The organism is Pedococcus aerophilus (genome assembly GCF_039532215.1).
Taxonomy (GTDB): Bacteria; Actinomycetota; Actinomycetes; order Actinomycetales; family Dermatophilaceae; genus Pedococcus; species Pedococcus aerophilus.
The window spans coordinates 295054-320996 of the sequence record NZ_BAAARN010000004.1 but is presented as its reverse complement, the minus strand read 5'-3'; the positions used below and the strand labels follow the sequence as shown (position 1 = coordinate 320996).

Below are 25943 nucleotides of genomic sequence, written 5' to 3'. Positions count from 1 at the left end.
CCGGCAGCAGTCGTCGCGGCGAGCCTCGCCGTGGCGGCGCTGTGCGTGCTGCCCCTGCTCGTCGTCGGCTTCACCGCCTTCGACACCGGGGTGGGCGCCGCGTGGGACCTGCTGTGGCGGCCCCGGGTCGGTGAGCTGCTGCGCAACACCGCGTCGCTCGTCGTCCTCACCGTGGCTCTCACGACGGCCATCGGCATCGCCACCGCGTGGCTCGTCGAGCGCACGTCGCTGCCCGGCGCGAGGTTCTGGCGGGTCCTGCTCGTCGCGCCGCTCGCGGTTCCGGCCTTCGTCAACAGCTACGCGTGGACGACGGTGCGCCCCGACCTCGAGGGACTGGCCGGCGCGGTCCTCGTGACCACGCTGTCCTACTTCCCCTTCGTCTTCCTCCCTGTCGCCGCGGTGCTGCGCGGGCTCGACCAGAGCATGGAGGACTCCTCCCGCTCCCTCGGCCTCGGACCGTGGCCGACCTTCTTCCGAGCCGTGCTCCCCCAGCTGCGTCCGGCGGCGCTCGGCGGGATGCTGCTCGTGTCGCTGCACCTTCTGTCGGAGTTCGGCGTGCTGGCGATGCTGCGCTTCCCGACGTTCACGACGGCGATCCTCGAACAGTTCCAGGTGGCCTTCAGCAACAGCGCCGGCAGCCTGCTCGCCCTCGTCCTCATCGCCCTCTGCCTCGGCCTGCTGACCGTGGAGCTGCTGCTGCGCGGGACGATGCGCCACTCCCGCTTCGGTCGCGGGGCCGCCCGCCGCGCGCTGCCGGCCCACCTCGGCGCCTGGACCGCACCGGCCCTGCTGGGTCTGGCGTTCCTGACCGTGCTGTCCCTCGGGGTGCCGCTCGGCAGCCTCCTCTACTGGTTCGTGGCGGGCGACGCCCAGCCTGACGTGCCCGAGCTGCTCCAGACCCTCGGCAGCACCCTGGGCCTCGGACTGGGTGCCGGCCTGATCACCGTCGTGGCGGCCTTCCCCATCGCCTGGCTCATCGCCCGCCGTCGCAGCTGGCTCTCGGTTCTAGTCGAGCGGGCCACGTACGTCGCGTCGTCGCTTCCCGGGGTCGTCATCGCCCTGGCGCTGGTCACCCTCTCGGTCACCTACGCGAACGCGGTCTACCAGACGAGCGTCGTCCTCGTCGCGGCATACGCGATCCTCTTCATCCCCCGCGCGATGGTGAGCATCCGGGCGGCCATGGCGCACGCGCCCGAGGAGCTCACCGATGCGGCACGGGCGTTGGGCGACAGTCCTTTCCGCGCGTTCGTCCGGGTGCTGCTGCCGCTGACGCTGCCGGGGACGCTGGCCGGCTTCGCGATGGTGTTCATCGCCGTCTCGACCGAGCTGACCGCCACGCTGCTGCTCGCCCCGACCGGCACGCAGACACTGGCCACCGCCTTCTGGAGCGCCAGTGAGAGCATCGACTACGCGGGCGCGGCTCCGTATGCCGCCGCGATGATGCTCGTGTCCGCTCCCCTGACCTACCTGCTGCTTCGATCCCCCGACGAGGAGCCTGCCCTGTGACCACCTTGCGCGTCAGCGGTGTCGACGCCTCCTACGGACCGCGCCCGGTGCTGCACGGCATCGACCTCGTGGTGCCCTCGGGGACGACGACGGCGATCCTGGGCCCGTCGGGGTGCGGCAAGACGACCCTGCTGCGGGTCGTCGCGGGGTTCCAGACTCCTGACGCCGGGACCGTCCAGCTCGGTGAGCAGACGGTCGTGGGCCCCGGCACCTGGGTCGCCCCCGAGCGCCGCGGCATCGGGTACGTCCCGCAGGAGGGCAACCTCTTCCCGCACCTGTCGGTCGGGCACAACGTCTCGTACGGCCTGCCCCGCGCCGCCCGCCGCGCCGGTCACCGGGTGTCGGAGCTGCTCGAGCTCGTCGGCCTGTCCGCCGACCTGGCGTCCCGACGGCCCGACCAGCTGAGCGGTGGGCAGCAGCAGCGCGTCGCCCTGGCCCGGGCACTCGCCCGTCGCCCGTCGGTGGTCCTGCTCGACGAGCCGTTCTCCTCGCTCGACGCGGGACTGCGCGCCTCGACCCGTCAGGCCGTCGCCGATGCGCTGGCCCACGAGGGCGTCACGGTCATCCTCGTCACCCACGACCAGTCCGAGGCGCTGTCGTTCGCCGACGAGGTCGCGATCATGCACGAGGGTCGGTTCGCCCAGGTGGGGGCACCCACCGAGGTCTACGCGACGCCCGCCGACCGGCACGCCGCGGCCTTCCTCGGCGACGCGGTGTTCCTGCGCGGCCGGGCCGAGGGCACCTCTGTCGCCACGTCGCTCGGCACCATCCCGGTCCACCAGCCGGCTCCTCCCGGCACGGTCGACGTGCTGCTGCGTCCCGAGCAGATCCAGCTCGGGACCGTGGCCGAGGGCCGCCCCTGCGCCGAGGTGCTGTCCACCACGTACTTCGGCCACGACGCCCTCGTCGCCCTGCGCCTGCAGGCCGACCACACCGTCGTCACCGCCCGCATCCACGGGACGGACGTGCCGGCCGCTGGGTCGATCGTCGGCCTCAGCGTGGTCGGCGAAGCGCGGGCCTTCAGCCCCGCCTGATCTCGTTCCTCAGGTTCCGGGTCAGCACCAGCGCTGGTGCAGGGCCAGGGCGCGGACGTCGGTGAGCGAGGCGACCTGGTCGACGATGAGCCGCAGCGCGGCCGCATCGCTGTCGGCAGCCTTCCAGTCGGCGAGGAGGTCGGGGTCGAGGCGACCGGGCGGATCTGCCTGGTACGCCTCGACGAGCGACCGCACGACCTCGCGCTGACCGGCCATGACCGTCACGCGTTCCTGGGCGTGCATGACGAAGTGCGCGGCGACGGCCTTGAGGACTGCGCACTCGGCGCGGGTGTCGTCCGGGACGACGAGGTCGGCTGCATACCGCGTCAGCGTGCCCGTCCCGTGCCGCTCGCGGGTGGCCACCTCCACGGCGAGCACGAAGCGTCCGATGAGCCGGGACGTCATGTCCTTCAACGCTGCCCGGTCGGTCCGCGACCCGTCGTATGCCGCCGGGACGGCGCCGCTGGCGAGCACGCGTTCCAGCGCCGCACCGAGGGCGTCGGTGCCCAGGTCCGCGGCGTAGAGGCCGGTGGCGACCGCGAGGACGCTGTCGACGTCAGCGCCGTCACGCAGCTGACGGACGTCGAGCCTCCCGGAGGCGATCGCGTCCTCGACGTCGTGGACGGAGTAGGCCACGTCGTCGGACCAGTCCATGACATCTGCCTCGAGGCACCGCCGTCCCGGCTCACGTCCGTCGCGGAACCACTCGAAGACAGGGAGGTCGTCCTCGTAGACGCCGAACTTCGGCGTCGCACCGACGGCGGCCGGGGCTGCGCCACGGGCCCACGGGTACTTCGTCGCGGCGTCGAGGCTGGCGCGAGTCAGGTTGAGCCCGGCGGGCCGACCGTCGGGGTGGGTGCGCTTGGGCTCGAGGCGCGACAGGAGCCGGAGGGTCTGGGCATTGCCCTCGAAGCCGCCGATGTCCGCCGCCACGGCATCGAGCGCCTGCTCGCCGTTGTGCCCGAAGGGCGGGTGCCCGAGGTCGTGGGCCAGGCAGGCGGTGTCGACGACATCTGCGCTGCACCCCAGTGCTGCCCCGAACTCACGGCCGATCTGGGCCACCTCGAGCGAGTGCGTCAGCCGGTTCCGGACGAAGTCGTCGTCACCGGGCTGCACCACCTGGGTCTTGGCCGAGAGCCGCCGCAGGGATGCCGAGTGGACCAGGCGCGCACGGTCGCGGGCGAAGTCGTCGCGGTCGGCGCGCTTGAGGACCGGGTCCTCGCGGACCCAACGCTCCCGGTCGACCTCGGTGTACCCCACGCGGGGAACTCTAGGCGTCGTCACCCGCTCCGGCGGAGGCAGTGTCGTCGGCAGCGGACCCGGCCGCGCCGGTCGGCCTGGTCGCGCCCGCTCGGGCGGCTGCCTCGGCCGCGCGCTCCTGCCATCGTGGAGCCTGGCCGTAGCGCTGCGACGGGATGAGTCGGCCGTGCGCGCAGTCGTCGAGCAGCTGGGCCAGCCGCTTCTCGCGCATGGCCTCCTGCTTGGCGGTCAGCACCCAGTTGACCGCGGTCCTGCGGTACGACGGGGTCGCCTCCTCCCAGAACGCGGTGGCGCGCGGGTCGGCAGCCAGCCGGGCTGCATACGCCTCGGGGAGCTCACGGTCACGCGTCTCGTAGGCGTAGATCCCGGACCGCTCAGGGGACCGGCGCTCGTAGGCGGCCAGGCCCGACGGCTTCATCCGCCCCTCGGCCTTGAGGCGCTCGACGCTGGCGATGTTGATGCTGCTCCAGGTGCTCTGCGCCTTGCGCGGGGTCCACCTCTGCCGGACGGTGTCCTCGTCGATGCGCTGGGCGACCGAGTCGATCCACCCCCAGCACAGTGCCTCGACGACCGCCGCCTCCCAGGTCAGGCCGCGGTCGGGCACATGCTTCTTGCGCAGGCCCATCCAGAGCTCGGTCTCGGTCTCGTGGTGGGCGGCGAGCCACCGCCCGAACTCCTCGGGTCCGGAGAAGAACGTCGCCGGCCGCTCCAGGGTCCCGCCCGGTGTCCCGATCATGCAGTCAGCCTGCCACGGCGGTCTGACGGCGACTGCTGTTCCCCGCCGGGAAGATCCCAAACGGTGGCCTTCGCCACAGGAGGAGCGCGTCCCTGCAGATTGCGAGCCCAAGCGGGGCGTCGCAGGCTGTAGGTATGAGCCATCTGAGTGGAAAGACCATCGCCTTCCTCGTCGCCGCCGAGGGCATCGAGCGCGTCGAGCTGACCGACCCGTGGCAGGCCGTCACCGACGCCGGGGCCACCCCGGTGCTGCTGTCGCCCGAGGAGGGCGAGGTGCAGACGTTCGACCACCTCGACAAGGCCGAGACGCGCCCCGTCGACAAGACCGTGAAGTCCGCCTCCGTGGACGACTACGACGCCCTCGTCCTGCCCGGCGGTGTCGCCAACCCCGACGCCCTGCGCACCGACGACGACGCCGTCGGCTTCGTCCGTGACTTCGTCGCCTCCGGCAAGCCGGTCGCCGCGATCTGCCACGCCCCGTGGACCCTCATCGAGGCCGACGTCCTCAAGGGCCGCACCCTGACGTCGTGGCCGAGCCTGCAGACCGACCTGCGCAACGCCGGCGCCACCTGGGTCGACAAGGAGGTCGTCGTCGACGGCAACCTCATCACCAGCCGCAACCCCGACGACCTGCCGGCGTTCAACAGCCAGCTGCTCGAGTCGATCGCCCACGGCGCTGCGGCGCAGGAGTCCTCGACCCCTGCCTGACCCCTCCCTCGGTTCGATGTGTACGCGCCGCGAACTCACGGCGCGTATGCATCGAACGCCGGGGCCAGGCGAGCGGTGCCGTCGCCCGGGTCTAGCCTCCGGAGACGGAGAGCTCGGCCTGGGCGACGGCTTCGCGTGCGGCGTCGTTGAGCTCGCGGGAGTCGAGCCAGCCCTCCGGCAGTGCGACGTGACGCGGCGAACCAGCACGACCACGCTGGCCCTCGGCTGCCTCCCCCGGCCACGGGGCGTCCGCCTCCATGGTCGCGATCAGGGTGTCGAGGGCGTCGAGCGAGTCGACCAGCGCGAGCGAGTGGCGCACGGTCGATCCGGCGGGGAATCCCTTGAGGTACCAGGCGATGTGCTTGCGGATGTCGCGGCAGGCCTTGTACTCGTCACCGTAGAAGTCGACGAGGTACTCGGTGTGCCGGCGCATCGTGGCCGTCACCTCTCCGAGGGTCGGCTCCGCGCGGGCGGTCGTCCCGGCGAAGGCTGCGGCGAGGTCGGTGAACAGCCATGGCCGACCCAGGCAGCCCCGCCCGACCACGACCCCGTCGCAGCCGGTCTCGGTCGCCATGCGGAGTGCGTCCTCCGCCGACCAGATGTCGCCGTTGCCCAGGACCGGGATGGTCCTCACCGTCTCCTTGAGCCGGGCGATGGCGCTCCAGTCGGCCTGGCCCGAGTACGCCTGCGACGCCGTACGACCGTGCAGCGCAACGGCTGCGACACCTGCACGCTCGGCCGTCAGGCCCGCCTCGAGGTAGGTCAGGTGGTCGTCGTCGATGCCCTTGCGCATCTTCACGGTGACCGGCACGTCATACGGGCTCGCCTCACGCACCGCGGTCGCGACGATCGCGGTGAAGAGGTCCTTCTTCCACGGCAGCGCCGCTCCCCCGCCCTTGCGGGTCACCTTGGGGACGGGGCAGCCGAAGTTGAGGTCGATGTGGTCGGCCCGGTCCTCGGTGACGAGCATCCGCACGGCCGCGCCGACGGTGGCCGGGTCCACGCCGTAGAGCTGGATCGACCGCGGGGACTCGTCCGGGTCGTGCTCGATGAGGCGCATGCTCTCCGGCGTCCGCTCGACGAGGGCACGCGAGGTGATCATCTCGCTGACGTACAGCGAGGTCGCCCCGCTGGCGCCACCGGCCTCGAGGCCGTCCCGCCCGTACTCGCGGCACAGCTTCCGGAAGGCACGGTTGGTGATCCCCGCCATGGGGGCGAGGACGACGGGCGACTCGATGGTGTGGCGGCCGATCTGCAGCGGGGGCAGGACGGGCGACGGGACGCTGGTCTGGGGTGCGGTGGCGGTCGTCATGGCGACACCAGTGTCCCATCTGCTGCTTGACTGGCCGAATGCATGCCCTCGTCAGTGCCCTGGTCAGCGCCGCCGACCTGCGAGCCGAGCTCGCCTCCCCCACCCCACCCGTGCTGATGGACGTCCAGTGGGTCCTCACTGGTGCGCCGGGTCCGGTGGGCAGGGAGAGGTATGCAGCGGCGCACCTGCCTGGCGCGACGTGGGTCGACCTCGACACCGAGCTCGCCGGCCCGGTCGCTGTCGACGGCCGCGGTGGTCGGCACCCCCTGCCGGACCCCGCCGTCCTCGAGACCGCGCTGCGCCGGTCCGGCGTGCGGGCCGGCGGTCGGGTGGTGGTCTACGACCAGGGACCGGGCTTCGCCGCGGCCCGGGCCTGGTGGGTGCTGCGCTGGGCCGGCGTGGAGGACGTCCGCGTCCTCGACGGAGGGTTGACGGCGTGGACGGCGGCGGGTGGCGCGACGACGACCGACGTGCCCGCGACCGCCACCGGCGACGTCACCGTGCGGGCGGGATCGCTGCCCGTCCTGGACGCGGCCTCGGCGGCCGAGGTGGCGCGCGACGGCGTCCTCGTCGACGCCCGAGCCGCCGAACGGTTCTCCGGCTCCACCGAGCCGATCGACCCCGTGGCCGGACACGTCCCCGGTGCGGTCAACGCGCCCACCACGGACAACGCCGGCGCCGACGGACGGCTGCTCCCTGCAGACGAGCTGCGGAACCGGTTCTCCTCGTTGGGGATCCAGGCTGATGGCCCGCCGGTCGGTGTCTACTGCGGGTCCGGGGTGACGGCAGCTCACGAGCTGTTGGCCCTGCACGAGGCCGGCATCGACGCGACGTTGTACGTGGGCTCGTGGAGCGACTGGGTCAGCGACCCGGACCGCCCCGTGGCGACTCTCGACAGTTCGATGTGAACACGCCCGTGATTCCGGGCGCGTTGACATCGACCCATCGCGAAGGGGACGTCAGAGCCAGCCGAACTCGTCCGCGATGCGCACGGCATCGGCCCGGTTCCGGGCCATCGTCTTGCCGATGGCCGAGGACAGGTGGTTGCGGACGGTCCCCTCGGAGAGGCTGACGTGCTTGGCGATGTCGGCGACCGAACCCCCGTCGCGGGCCGCCACGAGCACCTCGGTCTCGCGGGCCGTCAGCGGCGAGTCGCCGCCGGACAGCGAGTCCGCGGCGAGGGCGGGGTCAACGACACGCAGCCCTGCGTGCACCCGCCGGACGGCTTCGGCGAGCTGACGGGCCGGGGTGTCCTTGACGACGAACCCGCTGGCCCCGGCCTGCAGCGCCCGGCGCAGGAACCCCGGTCGCCCGAACGTCGTGACGATCAGCACCCGCACACCGGGCAGGGCCGCGTGCAGGGCCGCCGTGGCCGCGATCCCGTCGAGTCCGGGCATCTCGACGTCGAGGAGGGCCACGTCGGGTGAGCTCCGCCGCGCAGCCGCCACCACCTCGTCGCCGCGGCCGACCTCGGCCACGACCTCCATGTCCGCCTCGAGGCCGAGCAGGGTGGCCAGCGCTCCACGCACCAGCGCCTGGTCGTCGGCCAGGAGCAGCTTGATCGTCATGCCTCCACCCTCTCGCCGGCCGCCGGCCCACCCGACACCGGTCCACCCGACGCCGGTCCACCCGACACCGGACCGCCCGACACCGGACGAGGCACGGAGGGCACGGTGCGCACGGACAGCTCGAACCCGTGCGGGTCGAGAACCACCGTGCGGAGCTGGGCTCCGGCCGCCTGGGCTCGTTCGCGCAGCCCGATCAGCCCGGTCCCGGCCTGGGGATGGCTCGTGACGTCCGACCTGCCCGCGTCACCTCCGTGGCCTCCGTTTCCCGGGTCGCCGCGGTGGACCGGCCCGTCGTCGGCCACGGTGATCCCGCCCTCGTCGAGGGTCACCCGACAGGTGGTGGCACCGCTGTGCCGGATGACGTTGGTGACGCCCTCCCGCAGCGTCCAGGCACACAGCTCGCGCAGGTCGGTGGGGACCGCGTCGGCCGCCGTCGGGAGGTCGGCCTCGATCCCCGCTGCAGAGAGGGAGGACCGCGCCCGCGCCAGCTCCGCGGGCAGCGACATCTCCCGGAACCCGGCCACCGCCTGCCGCACGTCGGCCAGGGCGTCCCGCGCCAGCCGTTCGAGGTCGGCCACCTCGGTGCGGGCGCGCTCGGGGCTGACCTCGAGCAGCCGTGCGGCGAGCTCGGCCTTGACCGTGATGACGGTGAGGCTGTGGCCGAGGATGTCGTGGACGTCGCGGGCCATCCGGTTGCGCTCCTCCTGGATGGCCAGGCGCGCGTTCTCCTGTCGCGCCTCGGCCAGGGCCCGCTGCCGCTGCGAGGCGATCATGCCGCCGGTCACCGCAGCCATGGCCAGCACCATCGACATGGAGATGCTGGCGTCGTGGCTCCACCCGTCGACGTGGAAGGTGAGGAACTCGTAGAGCAGGACGAGCGCCACTCCGAGCACGAGGCCCAGCCGCAGCCGGAACGTCCAGAGCCCCGACACCGCCAGGAACACCCAGGTGCTCGCCCCCTCCTGGCCGACCGTGATCGTCGACAGCCCGGCGAGCACGGCCAGCCCCAGCCAGCCGGCGACCCCGGTCCGGGTGACGAACCAGCGGTGCGGTGCCGGCGTCGACTCCCCCCACACCGACCCGCGCAGGTGCGCGAAGTGGGCGATGTAGAGGGCGACGAACAGGACCAGGACGACGAGGGCGGCGTCGCCGCGCAGCTCGAGCCGGTGCCGCCAAGCGGCAGAGAACGCGTCCGACAGGAAGACCAGCCAGATCCCGGCGAAGACGAGACCGAACAGGCGTCCGCTCCAGCCTGCGTCCGGCTCGGAGTCCAGCAGCCGCGGACGTGGTTCGGCGAAGGCGTCCCTGGGCCCTGGTGCGCTCACGGCACCCAGCCTCTCAGAGTCCAGCGCCGATGCCGCGGCCAGGACGGCGCTCAGACGCGCGCGGTGTCCCGGCCGAAGCGCCACACCGCTCCTCCCACGAAGACCGCGAACCACACGGCGACGTTCGCGACGGCGGCCCACCCGGGGGCGTCGCCGGTGAGCGGGGTCCGGACGAGCTCGCCCAGCCCGTACATCGGGGTCACGGTGGCGACGTCCTGGAAGGCGTGGCCCAGCTGCTCCAGCGGGACGAAGATCCCGCCGAGGAAGGCGAACAGCGCGAGGACCGGGCCGAGGACCTGCATGACGTTCTCACTCGGCAGCAGGTACCCCATGAAGACCCCGAACGCCGCGAAGACCAGCGAGCCGATCCACACCGCCAACGCGGTCTCGACCCAGACCGCGGGTTCGGCGCGCGCCCCACCGAGGGCGGCGGCGCCATACGTGACCACGATGGAGATCGCGGCCAGGACCAGCGCCACGAGGACCTTGACGGCGATGTATGCCGCGGACGTGAGCGGGGTGAGCCGCAGCTGCCTGCTCCAGCCCTGGGCCCGTTCCACCGACACCATGGCGCCGGCACTGGTGGTGGAGAGCATGGCGCCGTACAGGGCGAGGTCGATCATGACGTAGGCCGCGACGTTGCCGTGGCCGGCGTCCTGGTTCGAGTAGGACTGCCCGGTCCCGAACATGAAGAAGAACGCGACAGGCATGATCACCGCGAAGACCAGGGTGCGACGGTTGCGCAGCAGGCGCCTGACCTCGAGTCGTAGCAACGTCGGGTTGAGCCCTCCGAGTGCCGGCACGGCGCCTTGCGTGCCCTGTGCTTCGAGGCGGTGGGTCGTGGTGGTCATGACTCGGCTCCCTCTGAGGTCAGGCTGATGAAGGCGTCCTCGAGACCGCGGCTGGTGATCTCGAGGTCGTGGGCGTCGCTGGTGGTGAGCAGGTGCCGGGCGACGGCGTCACTGTCCGTCGACGTGACGATCAGGGTGTCGCCGCGCAGCTCGACGCTGTCGACCACACTCATGTCGGTCAGGCGTTGCAGCAGAACAGGATCCGCGTCGTGGAGGGTGGCCCGGAGCGTGCGTCCGGACACGAGTGACTTGACCTCGGACGCGGTGCCGTCGGCCACGACCTCGCCGTGGCTCACGAGGACGATGCGGTCGGCGTACGCGTCGGCCTCCTCGAGGTAGTGGGTCGCGAACACGACGGTGCGACCACGTGCCGCGTCCTCGTGGATCGCGCTCCAGAAGTCCCGGCGTCCGGTGACGTCCATGCCGGTGGTGGGTTCGTCGAGGATGAGCAGCTCCGGGTCGGGCAGCAGGGCCATGGCGAACCGCAGCCGCTGCTGCTGGCCGCCCGAGCACTTGCCCACGCGGCGGTCGGCGAGGTCGCTGATTCCGGCCCTGTCCAACACCTCGTCGACCGGACGGGTCCCGGCGAACAGGCTCGCCGTGAGCTCGAGGGTCTCGCGTGCCGTGAGGTCCTTGAGCAGTCCCCCGGACTGCATGACCGCACTCACCAGGCCCCGCCTGACCGCGGTGGAGGGGTCGAGCCCGTGCACCTTCACTGATCCGGCATCGGGTCGGGACAGGCCGAGGACCATGTCGATGGTGGTGGTCTTGCCGGCGCCGTTCGGGCCGAGGAAGGCGACGACCTCGCCCGGAGCGATGGTCAGGTCGAGGCCGCGGACGGCGTGGACGCTGCCGAAGCTCTTGGTGAGCCCGGTCAGCTCGATCGCGGGAACGGTGTGGACGGCGGCTCCCCCGCTGGGCCGCCGCACGGTCTGCGTCGATGACATGCCTCCACCGTGCTGCGTGCAGGGCCCGGCGACCCGCGACGCTCGTCACGACCTCCCCATGACGTCTGTCAGGGGCCGCTCAGGCAGCTGTGGGCAGGGCTCAGCGCCCGCTCACCCAGTGGCGGGCAGGGAGCTGGGCAGACTTCGCCGCCGTTGCCGACCATGGCCGCGTGCGCGGTCCTGCCCGCGTTCGCGCGGCTGGTCCCCGACGTGCCGCTCCTGCTGGTGGCGCTGGTCGGTCAGAGCCTGGTCGTAGGAGCCGATGGTCAGGTCCCACTCGACCCGCGGCTTGCTGCCCGGTTCGTGACGGACCCTCCCCGCGTACCGGTAGGTGTGCACGACCGTGTGGTGCGCCCGACACAACAACGCCGCATTACCCAGGTCGGTCGGTCCACCGTCGGCCCAGTGGACCAGGTGATGGGCATCAGACCAGGCCGCCGGCTTCGAGCACCCCGGGAACGTGCACCCCCCATCACGCAGCCACAGACCGCGGATCTGGGCCCGGTCGAACAACCTGCGCGCCATGCCCTGGTCCAGCACCTCCCCCGCCGTGCCGAGCACCACCGGCACGACCTGCGCATCACACGCAAGGCGCCGGACCACGCCCGCACCCAGGTCCTGACCCTGCAGCGTCATCCCCGCACCACGACACCGCTGCGCCAACACCTCCAACGGCACCGTCACCACCAACGACGTCTTCGCCTGCCTCGGCACCCCCTCCGGAGCCGACACCGCCCGCACGACCAGGTCCAACAACGCATCCGCACGCCGCGCAGCCGGGGACCTCACGTCCAGCTCCCCGGTGTCCTCGTCACGGCGGGGTTTGGCCAACGCGTCGACCGCAGCATCGACGACCGCAGCACCCTCCTCGTCCAACATGAGCGTGTACCGCCACATCCCGACCGGACCCGGACCCTTCACCAGCGACCGGTGCTCCCGCCGCACCTGCGCGTCACGCTCCACCGACCCCTCGGACCGAGCCAGGTCGGCCGTGCGCCGCAACCCGGTCGCCAACGTCTTCTCGTCCCACCCGCGATCACCCCGAGCCCCTCCCAGCAGCCCTGCCGTCGACTCGGCAAGCCACCCCGGCTCGGCAAGACCACGGATCCCCCGGTGGAACCGGCACACCTGCGCCGCCTTGGTCACCGACAACGCCTGCTCCCGCACCCCCGGATCCGGCGACGTGGCTCCCGCCACCGCCTCGACGACCTCGACCAGACGCCGGTCCGGCGCCGCGACCGACGACGACAACGCCACCACGCCCGCGACGACGTCCGCTTCGAGCAGGTCCCGGGTCGGCAACGACGGAGCGACCGCCCGCGCCCAGTCCACCGGACCGCACCCCTGTCCCGCCCCCAGGCTGCGCCGCTTCGCCTCGGCCAACACCACCACCAGCTGCGCCGACACCGCCGCCCGCACATCGGCCAGGACCCTCAACGCGTCCGCGACCCCGGCATCGTCGAGCAACGCCACCCGCTCCAGATCGGCCTGCGCCAACACCCCCCGAGCAACCTCGGCACCACTGACCACCGGACGGCCGAAGCCGCGCGCGGACAGATTCGTGATCCTTGGACTGGTCGCCATACCAAGGACACTATCGGCGACCACCGACAACGCCCCCGCACGACTCCGCAGACCCAATCACATTGCCCAGCAACGCAACTCGACTAACGAAGTCACCTTCCCGCTGGCAGCCGCAGGCCTTGCCCGACGAGCCGCAGCCGGGCGTTGCCGTTGGTGGTCAGCCGTCCAAGACCTACCCATGAGGGTGAGCCCACCGTGGTCCTCGCCATCGTCGCGGCAGCGTCCGTCGCGCCGGGAAGACGCGGGTTCGGGACCGTCGGAGAGGTGAAGCCCCACAGCGCGGTCTGGTTCCCCGCTGCCCTCAGCGCCTCACGACTCACTGCGTCCGACAGCACGCTGACGCCGCCGAAGAGGAGGATGGCTTCGGTGCTCGCCCGGTAGGCGTCGCCCACCCCACCGAGTCCCGTGAAGGGATCGCGCACGAGCACCAGAGGCTGTCCGAGAGCGCCCATCAGAGAACCTCCGGTGAGGGCGTCGGGGAAGGCCTCCCCCGAGGCGTACCCGATCACCGTGGCGCCCGGGAAGAACGTCGCCAGGACCTGGGCGTTGGTCCCGTACCGGTCCTTGCCGTAGAGCCCCGAGGACCTGCTCCCGTAGAGAGCGTAGGCGCCCTCGGCCGCCGCACCCCCGATGCCGTAGACATCCACGTATCCACCGGCGGCCACGTGGGTGCGCACGGTGGCAGGGATGCTGGTGCCGTTCGTGAGCAGGACCGGAGCCGACAGCCGGGCAGCGGCTGGACCAGCCGACAGGGCGTCGGGGAACGACCGCCCGTCGGCGAGGAACACAGACAGGTACGTGGGGTTGCCGGTCCAGCGTGAGCGGACCGCCTTGGCCACCTCCACGCTCGTGGCGTACCGATCAGCTCCTGCATGACGAACAACTCGGAATCCCCTGCCCTTCAACGCCTTCTCGATGTCGGGACTCATCACTCCCGAACCACCGACGAGGTGCACCGTGCGGCGCACAGGTTCTGTCCGGGCTGTCAGGCGCTCGAGCTCGGCCAGCACGCGCGGGTCGAGGACCTTCGGACCATTCAGCAACAGCGGCATCTTGACGGCCGCGGCCAACGGCCCTCCCACGACGGCGTCCGGGAAGGACGTCGAGGAGGCCAGTACTGCCCCGTCTGACGTGGTCCAGCCCCACTGGCTCGCCGCCACGCCCGTGGCGATGCGATCCGCGCCACTCAGGCGCTCGATCAACGCCTCGGGGGTCCGGGCGCGCCACGATGCCGACTCGAAGGTGCTGCCTGACGGTGAGGTCGCGACGATCGAGGCCGGACCGCCCGCGAACGAGCCGTGGCGACGTCCCAACACCTTCAGCGCACTCGAGGTGCAGCCCGTACCCGAGGAGACGTAGGTGATCATCGTGCCGCTGGGGGCGAAGCCGGGGCGTTGACCGGGGCAGTCGGCTCCGAGGGCGGCCACCGGGATGGCGCCCGACCCCTCGTCGACGAAGATCGCCGGGCCTGCATCGGTGGTGCCGACGAAAGCCAGCGTGCCGTCGGGGCCGACCACGGGCTCCCGAGCGTCCACGGTGGCATAGCCCAACGGCTCCGGGGTCGCGAACGGGGTCTGCCCGCCGTTCGGGAACACGCGTGGGAACGGTGCAGCCTCGGTGGCCTTGTCCTTCGCCGTCAGGGCCAGGTCGCGCCGACCAGCGATGACGTCGGAGGGGACCGTCACGACCAACCCGAAGCCGTCTGGGGTGGGGGCGGGCGCTCCGGGGTCGTACGCCGCGGGACGGATGAGGCCCGAGTAGCGCCACGTGTCGACAGCCCACCTGGCGATGGGGAGGTAGCCGCTGCTGACCTTGGTCGTGGTGGTGATGCTGTCACCGAAGGGAGACCACAGGGCGGGCGCCTTGTAGGGGTAGGTCGACATGACCATGTCGCCGGGTCCCACCAGGTCGTAGCCCCTGCCTGAATCGGCGATCACCGCGTCACCACCAGGGCTCCAGACCAGCTGTCGCCCGTCGATCGGCGTGGACGGACCCGCCGGAGTGCCGTCGCGACGGAACACGCGCATCGTCCCCGCCCCTGACGCGTCGACCTGCGCGACGCTGAGCTCCCCGTCGACCGAGGGTGCCGGAACCCACGGCAGGGCGAACCTCTGTGGGTCCCAGCCGCTGGCGGCCAACGCTCCGGTGGTGGCCGCGGGTCCGGTCAAGGCTGTCGCACCGGCAGCGGCAGCGCCGGCCGCTCCGACGCCGAGCCCCGTGACGAGCCCGGTGACGAGCCCGGTGACGAGTCCGGTGACACCGAGCAGCGCGCCGGCTCCCGTCGCTGCGACCCGCCGCCCGACGCGTCCGTGACGACGTCGGTGAAGACGTGAGTGCCGACTCTGCCGCGAGCCACGCGCCATGGTTCCCCTCCATCTGACCCGGCGATGTCCAAGCCTCAAGACAGTTCATGCGGCGGACAGGCACAAGGTAAGGCACCACCTGCACCCACGTGGGCGTTCTGTGCACAATTCGGGGGGCGCCCACCACGTTCCCCGCGCGAACCCGCGCACCGAACGCGGACCGCCGGGCGACTCCCGGCCCCGCGCCCGCTCCCCACACCCGATCACCGGGAAGGAACCGTGTTCTCCCACCTCAGCCACCTCGAGTGCTCCCGTACCGGCGAGCGCCACGATGCCGACGTCGTCCAGGGCACCAGCCCCGTCGGCGCGCCCCTGCTCGCCCGCTACGACCTCGAGCGCGTCGCAGCCACCGTCGACAAGGCGGTCCTCGCCACCCGCGAGGCCTCGCTCTGGAAGTACCACGAGGTGCTTCCCGTCCGTGACCCCCGCTTCGTCACCACGCTGGGCGAGGGCTGGACCCCCATCGTCGGCCTCCCCGCATACGGAAGGGCGGTGGGGCTGCCCCGACTGGCGATGAAGGACGAGGGACTCATCCCGACCGGGACGTTCAAGGCCCGCGGGGCCGCGGTCGGGGTGTCCCGCGCCGCCGAGCTCGGGGTGCGCGGCGTGGGCATGCCCACCAACGGCAACGCCGGGTCCGCCTGGGCGACGTATGCCGCGCGCGCCGGCCTCCCGTCCCTCATCGTCATGCCCGAGGGCGCACCCGAGATCACCCGCACGGAGTGCGCTGCGGCCGGGGCCGAGCTCTACCTCGTCGACGGGCTCATCGGAGACGCCGGCGCCATCGTGCACGAGGCCATCGGTCGCCGGCCCGGTTGGCAGGAGGTGTCCACCCTCAAGGAGCCGTACCGCCTCGAGGGCAAGAAGACCATGGGTTACGAGCTCGCCGAGCAGCTCGGCTGGCGACTCCCCGACGTGATCCTCTACCCCACCGGCGGAGGCGTCGGCCTGATCGGCATCCACAAGGCACTGCTCGAGATGCGCGAGATGGGTTGGATCACCGGTCCCCTGCCGCGCTGGGTGGCCGTCCAGGCCACCGGGTGCGCACCGATCGTGCGGGCGTATGGCGCGGGCGCCAGGGAGAGCGAACCGTTCCCCGACGCGCAGACCGTGGCCTTCGGCATCACGGTGCCCAAGGCGCTAGGCGACTTCCTCGTCCTCGACGCGATCCGGGAGACCGACGGCTGCGCGGTGGAGGTGAGCGACGAGGACCTGCTCGCCGAGCAGCGCCGACTGGCGGCGTCCGACGGGGCGTTCATCTGCCCCGAGGGGGCAGCGTGCCTCGCCGCGGCGCGCGACCTGCGGGAGTCGGGGTGGATCCGCGAGGACGAGCACGTGCTCGTCATCAACACCGGCACCGGGATCAAGTACCCCGACACCATCACCGTCGACGCGCCGTTGCTCCCGGTGGGTGGTCGGCTGCCCTGACCGGGGCGCGCGGGTGAGGCCCTAGTCTCGGGAGGTGAAGATCGAGGAGCTCGACTGGGCCGAGACCCCCTGGGGTGAGATCAGCCTCCGCCGACGGTTCGACCGCGTGACCGGGCGCGATGTGTTCGAGGTCCGGCTGGGCGAGGACTACCTGATGTCCAGCCAGTTCGTCGTGGGCGAGCAGGAGCTCTCGCGGATCGGCCTCGCCGCCTCGACGGCGGCGGCATCGACGGTCCTCGTGGGCGGGCTCGGCCTCGGTTACACCGCCGCGGCAGCCCTCGAGGACGACCGGGTCCGTGAGCTGACCGTGGTCGAGGCGCTCGAGGCCGTCATCTCCTGGCACGAGCGCGACCTCTTCCCGGACACCCACGGCCTGGCTGCAGACCCCCGGGTGCGGCTGGTGCACGACGACTTCTTCGACCTCGTGCGGTCCGGACGTGCCGACCGCACCTACGACGCGGTGCTGGTCGACATCGACCACGCCCCGGACTGGCTGCTGCGCGACGACCACGGCGACCTGTACACCGTCGAGGGCTTCTCGAGGGTCGGCGCGATGCTGACCGACGACGGTGTCTTCGCCCTGTGGTCGGACGAGCCACCCGTCCCCGAGGTGGTCCGGCGGATGGGCGAGGCGTTCGAGCAGGCCGACGCCCACGTCGTCCCGTTCCCCAACCCGATCACCGGCGGCGAGTCGACGAACACCGTCTACCGAGCGATCCGTCCGCGGCGCTGACCGACGCGCTCCTCGAACGGCGTGTCGCGCCACGCGACGGGAGGGCTGACGCCCATCCGGCCATTCGTCTGCGTCCCGGGTGGGCCGAAAGTACCGTCCTGCCTGCACGGCTGTCGTCCCTGAGACCGCAGACCTAGGCTCCTTGAAAGTTGCACTGCCCGGTGAGGGTCGACCCCAGCGACGCGAGGAAGAGGCACACGTGAAGGGCATCATTTTCAACCTCGTCGAGGACGCTGTCGTCAGCGGTCACGGCGAGGACACCTGGGACGACCTCGTCGATGCCGCCGGCGTCGAGGGCTCGTACACGGCCCTGGGCAACTACCCCGACGAGGACCTCACCAAGCTCGTCGGCGCCGGCGCAGCCGCCCTCGACACCCCGCCCGAGGACCTCACCCGCGGACTCGGCCGAGAAGCACTGCTCGGCCTGGCCCGGCGCTACCCGCACTTCTTCACGCCGCACACCGACGCACGCAGCTTCGTCCTCACCCTCAACGACGTGATCCACGCCGAGGTGCGCAAGCTCCACGCCGACTCCAACCCGCCCGAGTTCTGGTTCGGCGATGCCGACGCCAAACAGCTGCAGATCCACTACCGGTCGCAGCGCCGGCTGTGCTCCCTCGCCGAGGGCATGCTGGTCGGCGCCGGCGAGTACTACGGCGAGAAGGTCACGGTGCGCCACGAGGGCTGCATGCACGAGGGGCGCGACCACTGCACCTTCGCCGTCGACTTCCAGCCTGCCGCGTAGTGGGCAAGGGAGACCACCAGGACGTCACCGGAGCACCGACGAACAGCGGGTCGTCACCCGAGTCCGAGATGCACCGCGAGGTGCAGCGGCTGCGCAGACGCCTGGAGCGTGAGCGCGCAGCCCGTGTCGAGGCCGAGAACATCGGCGAGCGGGCCACGTCCGACCTCTACGCCTCGCTCCGGGAGCTGCGTGAGCTCCACGACCAGCAGGACGAGGCGATCCGTCGCCTGCGCGACCTCGACCACGCCAAGGACGCCTTCCTGTCCACGGTGTCGCACGAGCTCCGCACACCGCTGACGAGCATCATCGCCTACCTGGAGATGATCGAGGACGGCGACATCGTGGCGGGGCCGGGCATGACCGAGGCCGTCGACGTCATGAGCCGCAACGCGCACCGCCTGCGCCAGCTCGTCGAGGAGCTCCTCACCTTCTCCGAGCTGGAGCACCAGCAGGAGACGATGGTCGTCTGCCCCGTGGACCTCGTCGAGGTCGCCGGCCAGGTGCAACGGTCCCTGATGCCCCTGGCGATCCGGCGCCGCATGTCGGTCTCGGTCGAGGCGCCGGACGGCGTGCCGCCGTGGGTCGACGGTGACGCCGCGCTGCTGGAGCGGGTGGTCCTCAACCTGGTGAACAACGCCGTCAAGTTCACGCCCGACGGCGGCTCGGTGTGCGTGCGCGTCACCCACGACAGGACGCACGTGGTCCTCGAGGTCATCGACACCGGCATCGGCATCCCGGCCGACGAGCAGGACAGGGTGTTCGCCCGCTTCTTCCGGTCCTCCCGCTCCGTGGCGGAGGAGATCCAGGGCACCGGTCTCGGGCTGGCCCTGGTCGCCACCGCGGTCGAGCGCCACCACGGGACCGTGTGGCTGGCCTCCACCGAGGGCGAGGGCACCACGGTGACGGTCCGGCTGCCGGTCGGCACCCTGCGGTCCTCCGACCCCCAAGGCACCCGGGGCACGCGAGGTCGGGTCGACGCCACCGCTTCCCGACGGGGCACCGCAGCAGGCTCCGCCGCGTCCTAGCCCCGCCTGCTCTGCCCGGCTCGCCGCCGGCAGAGTTCGGTTCCTAGCCCCGCTCGCCCACTGCGAGCGCGAGGGCCTGCGGGTAGTCCACCCCACGCCCCTCGTCGAGGCGGGTGACGTCGTAGACGCGACCGGTCCTGACGTTCCACGCCAACACCCACGACCCGTCGTAGCCGGCAGAGCGGAACAGCAGCGTCGACGGGTCGGCCCAGGCCAGCGCGGTGCAGCACGACACGAACCGGCCGGTCTGCCCGTCCGGTGACTCGGGGGCCAGCAGCACCCGGCCGGGCTCGCCGGCGCCGGACACCGCGACCAGCCCCTGGTAGATGGGCCCGTTGCCGCGGACGATGACCGGCGAGGTGACGACCTGGTCGAGCACGGCACCGCTCGCCGACCACGGTCCGGCAGACACCGTCTCCCCCACGAGGTCGGTCACCGGCAGTCCGCGCGGGTCGAGCCGCTCGGCTGCGGGCGCCGCCGCCACCGCCCGTGGAGAGCTGCTGCCGAGGTCGAGGGTGAACGACCTGTCGGCGGTTCGGGCTCGCACGGTCTGCCCGTCGGTCCACTCGGCCACGGCGAGGTCCTCCGCCGGCACTGCATACCTCTCGAACGACCCGGTCCTGAGGTCGAGCCGCACGACGGCGCGTGGCTGGGCGAAGACCACCCAGCGTCCGTCGGCGCTGATCGCCTTGGGCCCCAACGGAACTCCGTCGTTCCTTCCCGCGTCGCGGGTCGGCAGCAGGTCCAGCCCGTCCACGACGACCTGGGTGCGACCCTTGGGCACCAGCACCGCGCGGTAGTGCGTTCCGGCCCGACGCAGGTAGACGGCGACGACGTCCGGCGGTGGGCCCGCGAGCGACGACAGCTCCACCGCGCGCCCCTCCGGATCGATCGCCGACGGGAGTCCGGCGTCGTAGTCGGGCAGCTGGTCCTCGTCCCCCTCCAAGGGCATCGCGGCGTACATCGTGCCGTCGGGGAGCCGGTTCACCGGCGCCGTCACCGACGTCGAGGGCGTCGGGCCCGGCGACGGGGAGGACCCACCGCGCTCCACCCCCAGGGCCACCGCGACGACCACCGCGGCCGCTGCCACGCTGCCTATTCCCGACAGCGCCCGCCGGCGGCGGCGGGCGCGACGGTCCAGGGCCAACGCCCAGGCGCGGTCGGCGAGGTCGACCTCGACGAGCCGCTGGCTGGCGCGGTCGAGGAAGCCGCCGACAGCCTCCGCGCCCATCCCCAGGGTGGCCAGGGCCTTTTGCTCCTCCCCGGCGACCGTTGCCTGCGACTCCCCCAGCACCTCGGCGGCGTCGGACTCGCTGCGCTCCTCGAAGTGCCGGAGCACGACGACGGCCCGCTGGCGTGGGGTCAGCGCCGCCAGTCCACCGACGGATCCATCGACGGACCCACGGACAGATTCCGAGGCGGGCTCGGTCGCGAGCTCCGTCGCCAGCTCGGCGGCCAGGGACTCGGTGCCGGCCTGCTTCGCCGCGGCGAGCGCCTCGCGGTAGACGTGCTGGCGCACCACCGTGTCCGGGTACTCGCGCACCCGCGGCCACCGTGCGGCCACCGTGGCGAGGGCACTCTCGAGCGCATCCTGCGCCAGCCGCTCGTCACCGCAGACGAGGTGGGCGGCGCGCAGCAACCGGTGCTGGCGCGCCCGCACGTACCGGGCGAAGTCGGCGTCGACCGCGGGCTGCATACCTCCCCCGTGCTCGGCTGCTGCGTCAGCAGCCGAGCAGGCGGGCTCCGAGGTAGGACTCGACCTGGTCGAGCGCCACGCGCTCCTGCGCCATGGTGTCGCGCTCACGGATCGTCACCGCGTGGTCGTCGAGGGTGTCGAAGTCCACGGTGATGCAGAACGGTGTGCCGATCTCGTCCTGGCGGCGGTACCGGCGACCGATGGCGCCGGCGTCGTCAAAGTCGATGTTCCAGTGCTGGCGAAGTGTGGCCGCGAGGTCGCGCGCCTTCGGCGACAGGTCGGCGTTGCGCGACAACGGAAGCACCGCGGCCTTGACCGGGGCGAGGCGCTTGTCGAGCTTGAGGACGACGCGCTTGTCCACGCCGCCCTTGGTGTTGGGGGCCTCGTCCTCGGTGTACGCGTCGACGAGGAACGTCATGAGCGAGCGCGACAGCCCGGCCGCCGGCTCGATGACGTACGGGGTGTACTTCTCACCGCTGGCCTGGTCGAAGTAGACGAGGTCGGTGCCCGAGTGCTCGCTGTGCGTCTTGAGGTCGAAGTCGGTGCGGTTGGCGATGCCCTCGAGCTCGCCCCACTCGCTGCCCGCGAAGTTGAAGCGGTACTCGATGTCGACGGTGCGCTTGGAGTAGTGGCTCAGCTTCTCCTGGGCGTGCTCGAAGTGGCGCAGGTTGTCGGGGTTGATGCCGAGGTCGGTGTACCACTTGGTGCGCTCGTCGATCCAGTACTGGTGCCAGGTCTCGTCCTCGCCCGGCTTGACGAAGAACTCCATCTCCATCTGCTCGAACTCGCGCGTGCGGAAGATGAAGTTGCCCGGCGTGATCTCGTTGCGGAAGCTCTTGCCGGTCTGGGCGATGCCGAACGGCGGCTTCTTGCGCGCGGACTGCATGACGTTGAGGAAGTTGAGGAAGATGCCCTGCGCGGTCTCGGGGCGCAGGTAGTGCAGGCCCGACTCGTCCTCGACGACACCGAGGAAGGTCTTGAGCAGGCCCGAGAACTGGCGCGGCTCGGTCCACTGGCCGCGCGTGCCGCAGTTGGCGCAGGCGATGTCGGCGAGCGCGACGTCGTCGGGGTTGTCGAGCTTCTTCTTCTCGGCGACGGCCTCCTGGAGGTGGTCGGCGCGGAAGCGCTTGTGGCACGACAGGCACTCGACCAGCGGGTCGGAGAACGTCGCCACGTGGCCGGAGGCCTCCCACGTCTGGCGCGGCAGGATCACCGAGGAGTCGAGGCCAACGACGTCGTCACGGCTGGTGACGGTGCTCTTCCACCACTGCCGCTTGATGTTCTCCTTGAGCTCGACACCCAGGGGGCCGTAGTCCCACGCCGACCTCGTACCGCCGTAGATCTCACCGCAGGGGAAGACGAACCCCCGGCGCTTGCAGAGGGAGACGACGGTGTCAACGGTGGAGGGCGCAGCCATGCGCGCAAGGTTACTGTGCCCTTCCCCACCGTTGGACGGGGTATGCCGCGTGGCCGCCGCGGCCGCTCGTGTCACCCACCATCTAGGGTTTCCTGCGTGTCTTCCCTGCGTGAGTCGATCCAGCGTGCCAGCCAACCCGCCGTCGAGAGGCTGAACGCGCTCCCCCGCGTCGTGCCGTTCCTGCTGATCCTCGGCCTGATGCTGGCCGGCCTCTTCGTGCCCTTCGGCTGGGTGCTGCTGCTGGTCGTGGTGCTGTTCCTGCTGTGGACGCTCTACCTCGCGTGGCCGGTGATGGACCCCACCCAGCGCCTGATGCGGATCACCATCGTGCTCATCGCCGTGGCCATCACCCTCACCCAGGCCTTCCCGCGCGGCTGACGGGGACGCCGAGCCTCGGCTGTTTTGACAATGGTTCTCATTTCAGATGAGAATGGTTGTCATGACGCCTCGACTCCTCGGTCTGTCCGCCGCCGCAATCGCCATCGCCATGGTCTCCGCCTGCGGGTCGGCCGGGGAGTCGGGCGCCTCTGACGGCAAGGTCACCGTCGCCGCCGCCTTCTACCCCCTCGAGTACGCCGTCTCCCAGATCGGGGGCGACCACGTCGCCGTGCAGGCGCTGACGAAGCCGGGCGCCGAGCCGCACGACCTCGAGCTCAACCCCAAGCAGGTGGGCGAGGTCGCCCAGGCCGACCTCGTCGTCTACGAGAAGGGCTTCCAGCCCGCCGTCGACGACGCCGTCAAGGGCGAGGCCGCCGACAGCGCGTTCGACGTCTCCCCCGCCGCCCGGCTCGACCTCCTCGCCACCGAGGACGGCCACGACCACGCGGGTGAGTCGCAGGAGGAGCACTCGGCGCACGAGGGCGAGGCCAAGGACCCGCACTTCTGGCTGGACCCCCTGCGCTACGCCGACGTCGGCGACGCGATCGCCGCGGAGCTGGGCAAGCGCGACTCCGCCAACGCGGCGGCATACACGGCGAACGCCGAGAAGTTCCGCGCCCAGATGGTGAGCCTCGACGGGGAGTTCAGGACGGGGCTGAAGACCTGCAAGGTCAAGGACCTCGTCACCTCGCACGCGGCCTTCGGCTACCTGTCGGAGGCCTACGGCTTCACGCAGGAGAGCATCACCGGGCTGACCCCCGACAGCGAGCCGAGCCCGTCGGCCCTGGCCGACCTCGCCGCCCACATCAGGGAGAGCGGGGCCACCACCGTCTACGCGGAGACCCTCGTGAGCGAGGACGTGGCGAAGACCCTGGCGCGCGAGACCGGTGCCACACTGGCCGTGCTCGACCCCATCGAGGGCATCACCACGAAGTCGGCGGGCCAGGACTACCCGAGCGTCATGCGGGCCAACCTGGCGACGCTCGAGGCAGGACAGGAGTGTTCGTGACCGACCCGATCATCGAGCTGAGACGGGCCTCCTTCGGGTACACCGACCGGGCCGTCGTCCAGGCCGCCGACCTCGCCGTGCACGCCGGTGAGGTCGTCGCCGTGCTGGGCCCCAACGGCTCGGGCAAGTCGACCTTGGTCCGCGGGCTGCTCGGGCTCAACGACCACCTCGGTGGAGAGGTCCGGCTCTTCGGGCAGCCGCGGGACTCGTTCCACGACCACGCCCGGCTCGGGTACGTCCCGCAGCGCCACACGCTCTCGGCCTCGGTGCGGGCGACGGTCGAGGAGATCGTCGCCGTGGGGCGGCTGTCGCACCACCGCTGGTGGCGGCCGGTGGTCCGCAGCGCGCAGGACGTCGCGATCATCGACAAGGCGCTCGACGTCGTCGGCCTCTCCGACCGGGCGGACGCCGACGTGTCCACGCTCTCCGGTGGGCAGCAGCGCCGGGTGCTCATCGCCCGTGCGCTCGCGTCGAACCCCGACGTCCTCCTCATGGACGAGCCGACGGCAGGTGTCGACGCCGCGAACCAGCACGTGCTCCAGACCGTCCTGGCCCGGCTGGCCGACCGCGGCACGACCATGGTCATCGTCACCCACGAGCTCGCCGCGCTCGCCGGCATCGTCACGCGGATCGTCGTGGTGCAGGGCGGCCACATCGCCTTCGACGGCACCCCCGACGACTTCGCCGCCCACCGTGACGGGTTCGGGCACGACCACCATCACCATCACCACGACGACGAGCCGGCACCGGGCCGGACGCACCTGCCCGGCGCGCCCTCGGCCGGGCCGCTCGACCCCCGCGAAGGAGCACGCCGATGAGCGAGATCCTCGCCCTCGAGTTCATGCGCCAGGCGCTCGTCGCCGCCCTGCTGGTCGGGATCGCCGCTCCCCTGGTCGGCGTCTTCCTCGTCCAGCGCCGGCTGTCCCTGATCGGTGACGGGATGGGCCACGTCGCCCTGGCAGGTGTCGCGGTCGGACTCCTGACCGGGCAGGCCCCGGTGCTCACCGCCCTGCTCTTCGCCGTCGCCGCAGCCGTGGCCATCGAGCTGATCCGTTCGCGAGGCCGCACCAGCGGGGACATCGCCCTCGCGGTGATGTTCTACGGCGGCATCGCCGCCGGTGTCGTGATCATCGCGAAGTCGCCGAGCAGCAGCCCAGCGAACCTCACGGCATACCTCTTTGGCGCCATCACCACGGCGGACCAGAACGACCTCTGGGTCTTCGCGGGGCTCGCCGTCGTCGTGCTCTTCACGACGTGGCTGCTTCGGCCGTGGTTGTTCGCCGTGGCCAACGACGAGGAGTACGCCCGCGCGAGCGGCCTGCCCGTCACCGCGCTCAACATCGCCCTCGCGATCCTCACCGCGGTCACGGTCGTCGTGTCGATGCGGGTCGTGGGCCTGCTGCTCATCAGCGCGCTGATGATCATCCCCAACGCCACCGCCCAGCTCCTGGGGCGCAGCTTCCGGGCCTCGGTCCGCTGGGCCGTCCTCGTCGGCGTGCTCTCCAGCGTGGGCGGCGTCATCACGTCGTACTACGCGGAGACGCCCTCCGGCGGCACCATCGTGCTGCTCGCCATCGGCGCGTTCGTCGTCGTGGCCACGGTCAGCGCCCTCGGCGCCAAGGCGCGAGCCGCGCGGCACCGGCTGGCCGAGCGCCACGACCACGAGCACGGTCCCGGCTGCGGCCACGCCGCTGTGGCCCACGACGACCACGTCGACTACGTCCACGACGGCCACCGGCACGCACCCCACGAAGGGCACTACGACGAGCACGCCCCCGACGACCACCCCCACGACGGACCGGACAGCGGCCACGACCGTGACGGGCTCGCACCGAAGGAGACGGCACCCCGATGACCGGAGTCCAGGAACGCACCCCCTCAACCACCTCTGACGCGGTCGACCCCGTCGAGGCCACGCGGCGGCCGACCCGTCAGCGCGCCGCGGTCGCCGCGGTCCTCGCCGACACCGGCGAGTTCCGTTCCGCCCAGGAGCTGCACGCGCTGCTGCGCGAGGCCGGCGACAAGGTCGGGCTCGCCACCGTCTACCGCAACCTCCAGGCGATGGCTGCCGACGGCGAGATCGACATGCTGCGCACCGACGAGGGCGAAGCCGTCTACCGCGCCTGCTCGACCGGCCACCACCACCACCTCGTCTGCCGTGACTGCGGACGCACCGTCGAGGTCGAGGGCCCGACCGTCGAGGCGTGGACGACCAAGGTCAGCGCCGAGCACGGGTTCACCGACGTGCACCACACCCTGGAGATCTTCGGCACCTGCGCCGACTGCTCCCGCTGAGGCCGAAACCTTCTGTGCCCCGGC

General features: G+C 71.8%; 24 protein-coding genes. 13 read left to right on the top strand and 11 right to left on the bottom strand.

What is annotated here, in order from left to right; translation table 11 throughout:
- Positions 1–30 precede the first annotated feature (30 nt).
- On the top strand, positions 31–1506 hold the full coding sequence (locus ABD286_RS16075) for an ABC transporter permease (RefSeq protein WP_344195276.1): 1476 nt from the start codon (positions 31–33) through the stop codon (positions 1504–1506).
- A complete protein-coding gene (locus ABD286_RS16070) occupies positions 1503–2540 on the top strand; it encodes an ABC transporter ATP-binding protein (protein WP_344195274.1) in 1038 nt (345 codons plus the stop codon). Before ABD286_RS16075 ends, ABD286_RS16070 begins: the two co-directional genes overlap by 4 nt.
- Before the next feature lie 21 nt (positions 2541–2561).
- Here the strand turns inward: ABD286_RS16070 and ABD286_RS16065 are convergent, their stop codons facing one another.
- Both ABD286_RS16065 and ABD286_RS16060 read right to left on the bottom strand, forming a co-directional pair.
- The gene (locus tag ABD286_RS16065; protein ID WP_344195272.1) at positions 2562–3800 is read right to left on the bottom strand and encodes a deoxyguanosinetriphosphate triphosphohydrolase; all 1239 of its coding nucleotides are present in this window, start codon (positions 3798–3800) and stop codon (positions 2562–2564) included.
- Positions 3801–3810: 10 nt separating this feature from the next.
- Positions 3811–4536, bottom strand: coding sequence for a YdeI/OmpD-associated family protein (locus ABD286_RS16060; protein ID WP_344195270.1), 726 nt, complete (start codon positions 4534–4536; stop codon positions 3811–3813).
- A gap of 134 nt (positions 4537–4670) precedes the next feature.
- Between ABD286_RS16060 and ABD286_RS16055 the strand changes: the two genes are divergently transcribed.
- Positions 4671–5243, top strand: coding sequence for a type 1 glutamine amidotransferase domain-containing protein (locus ABD286_RS16055; RefSeq protein ID WP_344195268.1), 573 nt, complete (start codon positions 4671–4673; stop codon positions 5241–5243).
- Positions 5244–5334: 91 nt separating this feature from the next.
- Here ABD286_RS16055 and dusB read toward each other — a convergent pair whose 3' ends face one another.
- A complete protein-coding gene (gene dusB / locus ABD286_RS16050) occupies positions 5335–6555 on the bottom strand; it encodes a tRNA dihydrouridine synthase DusB (protein ID WP_344195266.1) in 1221 nt (406 codons plus the stop codon).
- 38 nt (positions 6556–6593) lie between these two features.
- Here dusB and ABD286_RS16045 point away from each other — a divergent pair, with 38 nt between their 5' ends.
- Positions 6594–7463 (top strand): sulfurtransferase, encoded by an 870-nt coding sequence (locus ABD286_RS16045; RefSeq protein WP_344195264.1) that lies wholly within the window; start codon positions 6594–6596, stop codon positions 7461–7463.
- 51 nt (positions 7464–7514) lie between these two features.
- Here ABD286_RS16045 and ABD286_RS16040 read toward each other — a convergent pair whose 3' ends face one another.
- From ABD286_RS16040 to ABD286_RS16015, 6 genes are all read right to left on the bottom strand, one after another.
- A complete protein-coding gene (locus ABD286_RS16040) occupies positions 7515–8123 on the bottom strand; it encodes a response regulator transcription factor (RefSeq protein ID WP_344195262.1) in 609 nt (202 codons plus the stop codon).
- On the bottom strand, positions 8120–9448 hold the full coding sequence (locus tag ABD286_RS16035; protein ID WP_344195260.1) for a sensor histidine kinase: 1329 nt from the start codon (positions 9446–9448) through the stop codon (positions 8120–8122). Before ABD286_RS16035 ends, ABD286_RS16040 begins: the two co-directional genes overlap by 4 nt.
- Positions 9449–9498: 50 nt before the next feature.
- A complete protein-coding gene (locus ABD286_RS16030) occupies positions 9499–10299 on the bottom strand; it encodes an ABC transporter permease (RefSeq protein WP_344195258.1) in 801 nt (266 codons plus the stop codon).
- A complete protein-coding gene (locus tag ABD286_RS16025) occupies positions 10296–11246 on the bottom strand; it encodes an ABC transporter ATP-binding protein (RefSeq protein WP_344195256.1) in 951 nt (316 codons plus the stop codon). The genes ABD286_RS16030 and ABD286_RS16025 overlap by 4 nt, the downstream gene beginning before the upstream one ends.
- 111 nt (positions 11247–11357) lie before the next feature.
- Entirely contained in the window at positions 11358–12830 is a 1473-nt protein-coding gene (locus tag ABD286_RS16020) for an HNH endonuclease signature motif containing protein (protein ID WP_344195254.1), read from the bottom strand.
- A 92-nt stretch (positions 12831–12922) separates the two neighbouring features.
- The gene (locus ABD286_RS16015; protein ID WP_344195253.1) at positions 12923–15193 is read right to left on the bottom strand and encodes a cell wall-binding repeat-containing protein; all 2271 of its coding nucleotides are present in this window, start codon (positions 15191–15193) and stop codon (positions 12923–12925) included.
- Positions 15194–15412: 219 nt separating this feature from the next.
- Between ABD286_RS16015 and ABD286_RS16010 the strand changes: the two genes are divergently transcribed.
- From ABD286_RS16010 to ABD286_RS15995, 4 genes are all read left to right on the top strand, one after another.
- Positions 15413–16621 carry a threonine synthase gene (locus tag ABD286_RS16010; RefSeq protein WP_344195251.1) on the top strand — a complete coding sequence of 403 codons (1209 nt, stop codon included), beginning with the start codon at positions 15413–15415 and terminating at the stop codon, positions 16619–16621.
- Positions 16622–16655: 34 nt separating this feature from the next.
- Positions 16656–17354 carry a spermidine synthase gene (locus tag ABD286_RS16005; RefSeq protein ID WP_344195249.1) on the top strand — a complete coding sequence of 233 codons (699 nt, stop codon included), beginning with the start codon at positions 16656–16658 and terminating at the stop codon, positions 17352–17354.
- Between the two features lie 199 nt (positions 17355–17553).
- The gene (locus ABD286_RS16000; RefSeq protein WP_344195247.1) at positions 17554–18099 is read left to right on the top strand and encodes a heme NO-binding domain-containing protein; all 546 of its coding nucleotides are present in this window, start codon (positions 17554–17556) and stop codon (positions 18097–18099) included.
- Positions 18099–19124 (top strand): sensor histidine kinase, encoded by a 1026-nt coding sequence (locus tag ABD286_RS15995; RefSeq protein ID WP_344195245.1) that lies wholly within the window; start codon positions 18099–18101, stop codon positions 19122–19124. The genes ABD286_RS16000 and ABD286_RS15995 overlap by 1 nt, the downstream gene beginning before the upstream one ends.
- A gap of 43 nt (positions 19125–19167) precedes the next feature.
- On the opposite strand, the gene ABD286_RS15990 is transcribed toward ABD286_RS15995, so the two are convergent.
- Together ABD286_RS15990 and ABD286_RS15985 are read right to left on the bottom strand one after the other, a co-directional pair.
- The gene (locus ABD286_RS15990) at positions 19168–20820 is read right to left on the bottom strand and encodes a sigma factor-like helix-turn-helix DNA-binding protein (protein WP_344195243.1); all 1653 of its coding nucleotides are present in this window, start codon (positions 20818–20820) and stop codon (positions 19168–19170) included.
- A gap of 25 nt (positions 20821–20845) precedes the next feature.
- Positions 20846–22237, bottom strand: coding sequence for a glycine--tRNA ligase (locus ABD286_RS15985; RefSeq protein WP_344195241.1), 1392 nt, complete (start codon positions 22235–22237; stop codon positions 20846–20848).
- A 96-nt stretch (positions 22238–22333) separates the two neighbouring features.
- Between ABD286_RS15985 and ABD286_RS15980 the strand changes: the two genes are divergently transcribed.
- The 5 genes from ABD286_RS15980 (at position 22334) to ABD286_RS15960 (ending at position 25919) form a co-directional block, all read left to right on the top strand.
- A complete protein-coding gene (locus ABD286_RS15980) occupies positions 22334–22615 on the top strand; it encodes a DUF6703 family protein (RefSeq protein ID WP_344195239.1) in 282 nt (93 codons plus the stop codon).
- A 61-nt stretch (positions 22616–22676) separates the two neighbouring features.
- A complete protein-coding gene (locus ABD286_RS15975; protein WP_344195237.1) occupies positions 22677–23624 on the top strand; it encodes a metal ABC transporter substrate-binding protein in 948 nt (315 codons plus the stop codon).
- On the top strand, positions 23621–24442 hold the full coding sequence (locus ABD286_RS15970; protein WP_344195235.1) for a metal ABC transporter ATP-binding protein: 822 nt from the start codon (positions 23621–23623) through the stop codon (positions 24440–24442). The genes ABD286_RS15975 and ABD286_RS15970 overlap by 4 nt, the downstream gene beginning before the upstream one ends.
- On the top strand, positions 24439–25479 hold the full coding sequence (locus ABD286_RS15965) for a metal ABC transporter permease (RefSeq protein ID WP_344195233.1): 1041 nt from the start codon (positions 24439–24441) through the stop codon (positions 25477–25479). The genes ABD286_RS15970 and ABD286_RS15965 overlap by 4 nt, the downstream gene beginning before the upstream one ends.
- Positions 25476–25919, top strand: a complete 444-nt coding sequence (locus tag ABD286_RS15960; protein WP_344195231.1) for a Fur family transcriptional regulator — start codon at positions 25476–25478, stop codon at positions 25917–25919. The genes ABD286_RS15965 and ABD286_RS15960 overlap by 4 nt, the downstream gene beginning before the upstream one ends.
- Positions 25920–25943: the final 24 nt, after the last annotated feature.